Below are 2,356 nucleotides of genomic sequence, written 5' to 3'. Positions count from 1 at the left end.
CTGAAAATGGAGTTTGTAATACTATGAAACGATATTTTTTTCTGACGGTCGTTCTTGTTGGGTTGATTACGTTTGGGTGCGGGGGTGATGCCACTGACCTTGCAAAGGTCAATGATAAAAAAATTTCCAGAGATGTATTTACATCCTATTTAAAATTCAAACGAATTTTTGATGCTGATGAGCAAAAAAGAGTCAGGTTGCTCGATAGCTATCTGGAGCGGGAAGCCTTGGCGGCAGCAGTTGAAAAGAGCGATCTTCTGGATAAGGGGCTCACGGAAACTGAAATAAACGAGTTCCGCAAAGAGATGCTTATCAGCCGGTATTTTGAGACATACCTTCGTGAGACGGTTAATGATCAGGCCGTCAAGAATTATTATGACACCCATGTAACAGAGTATGAGGTCAAGAAGGCAAAGGTGGCTCATATCCTTCTTCGAACCAATCCCAAGATGGGGGAAGTCGAGAGAAAAGCCAAGTTGACCGCGGCCGGTGAAGCTTTTTCAAAGGCAAGGACGGGCGAGGATTTCGCTGAACTGGCCAAGGCGTACTCTGAAGACAAGATGTCGGCACGAAAAGGCGGAGAGATCGGCTGGCTGAAAGAGGGTAGTATCAGCCCCTCTTTTTCCGCCAAGATGTTCAGCATGGAGCCCGGGGAGATCTCTGAGCCTTTGGAGACGCCCTTTGGTTTTCATGTGATCAAGCTGGTTGAAGCCCCGAGAACAGTTCGTAAGCCCTTTGATGAAGTCAAGGGGAATATACGTTACCAACTGAGGAATGAAGTGAAAAAAGCTGAAATGGAGCGCCTTCTCGCTACGGTAACGATCAAGAAGTTTTGACGAGGTAAGGTGAATCCCGCTCCGGGCAAGGGGCAAACCAGCCGAGACAGATGATGCGATGAGGCAAGTTTGCATTTTTTTTGCGGATAGAATTCCTGGGCGTGGAAACTGCTCGATGAACGCACGATACATGTGAGGATACTGACGTGACATACCGATTGAGTTTGATCATATGCTGTTTTTTGTTGGCATTCGGGTGCCGGGGAGATGGGGAATCCGGTGGGGGGGAAATGAAAGCGACCCTTGATGGCGACACCGTTGTGTTGGCGAAGGTCAACGGCGATCCCGTAACGCAATATGAGCTTGAGCAGGCTATTTTAACGACGATTGGGCCGGAGCAGGGAGCGTTGCTGGGTGATGAGGGGCGCCGGAAAGTACTGGAAAGCCTTGTGAGCAGCCGGGCCATTGCCATGGCATCGGAAAAAGAGCTTGGGGCCGAAGCCTTGGCAGAGCTTGAAAAAAAGGTATCTGTTTACCGTGAGCAGCTTCTTGTGAAGTCGTATCTGGCATCCCATGCGAACCCACAGCCTGTCACCGCCGAGATGGTGAAGGCGTACTATGAAAACAACCCTGAACGGTTCGGGGGCAGGACCACGGTGGTTTATGAGATGATATCCACTGAGCATGCGCTGGAAGGTGATGGGCGGACTCAGGTGATGGATGCCCTTGGGAAAATCAGCGAAGAGGGTGCCTGGGATGACCCGGTGGCAGAGCTTCGTGAGCAGCGTTTGCCCGTGTTTTATAAAAAAGGACGTGCAGCCAAAGAGATGATGAACCCGAGGCTTTTTACGTTGATTTCATCGACAGAGGAAGGCCAAACGTCAAACCTCACCTTTATCGAAGGGGTCCCTTACCTTATACGGGTCATCAAACGGGAAGACGTGCCCCCGCGCCCCTTGCAGGAAGTGAGTGCACGCATCAGAAAATCCCTAGTGCCCGTCCAGCTTAAAAAAGACGTGAAAAAGGTTGCCGGGAGCGTCCTTGCGGAGTCTGAAGTCGAGTACCTGTGATTGTTGGCGTTATTTGAGTTCTGACTTCGTGTTTTGTCTTTTCTAAGCATGATTTGATACCGTCCCATGGCGTATGAAGTGGAGCCCTGGTCACGGATAGGCCGTTCACTGCGTCATTTTAGATAACTCATGTGTATACAGTTGACTGGAGCTTTTCATGTTCTCGATCCGTTCCAATGCGATTAAACGATGGTGCATGGCCCTTTTTGTGCTAACAGCAGCGGTTGTTATGTCATCGGCTTTCGCCGAAGCATATGACTTTCCATTGTTCGAGAATTTTGAACAGTCAGGCTCTGTATTTGATGTTAAGGGCGACAGCGGATGGGGCGTGGTCGGTCGCCATGGAATGTGGGGAAATTTTGCAGGTGACAGGCACTTGGATAACAATATCCATGAAAGATCTCAGCAAAGAGAAATCGACGCTCCCGGAACTTATCGAGCAGCACTTTCAGAATTTGTTACCATTCCTTCCGACGCATCGAATCCGGTCCTTTTTTTCTGGTTTAAATC

Annotated in this window: 2 protein-coding genes; both read left to right on the top strand. The window is 49.4% G+C overall.

Annotated features, from left to right (window positions below):
* The first annotated feature begins 23 nt into the window (after nucleotides 1-23).
* A complete protein-coding gene (locus tag ACOYW0_RS00055) occupies nucleotides 24-836 on the top strand; it encodes a peptidylprolyl isomerase (protein ID WP_482416583.1) in 813 nt (270 codons plus the stop codon).
* A gap of 230 nt (nucleotides 837-1,066) precedes the next feature.
* Nucleotides 1,067-1,846, top strand: a complete 780-nt coding sequence (locus ACOYW0_RS00050) for a peptidylprolyl isomerase (RefSeq protein ID WP_482416582.1) — start codon at nucleotides 1,067-1,069, stop codon at nucleotides 1,844-1,846.
* The last annotated feature ends 510 nt before the right edge of the window (nucleotides 1,847-2,356 follow it).

The organism is Desulfoluna sp. HI9BLuna (assembly GCF_056829775.1).
Note: the sequence above shows the minus strand (reverse complement) of the source record. Positions and strands in the feature narration are given on the sequence as shown.